Annotated in this window: 1 protein-coding gene; it reads left to right on the top strand. The window is 70.0% G+C overall.

The annotated features are described in order from the left end of the window. Positions 1-263, top strand: a 263-nt coding sequence (locus CVH10_RS21585) for a hypothetical protein (protein ID WP_219924971.1), incomplete at both ends; no start/stop codon positions are given.

A 263-nucleotide genomic window follows, 5' to 3' on the forward strand; every position in this document is an offset into this window, starting at 1 on the left:
CCCGCGATCTGCGCCCCCGCGCCGTCCTCGACGAATGGCTGGACCGGGGGCTCGTGATCTCGGATGCGGAGGGCCGCATCGTCCTCACCGAGGCGGCCTACGTGCCGAAGGGGGGCGACGAGTCCAGCCTCTATTATTTCGGCCGGAACCTGCACGACCATATCGCCGCGAGCGTCGCCAACATCACGGGCCCGACGCCGCGCTTCCTCGAACGCGCCGTCCACTATGACGGGCTCTCGCGAGACCTCGCCGAGCGCCTGGAG

The organism is Halomonas sp. ND22Bw, assembly GCF_003011945.1.
GTDB classification, from domain to species: Bacteria; Pseudomonadota; Gammaproteobacteria; order Pseudomonadales; family Halomonadaceae; genus Halomonas; species Halomonas halophila.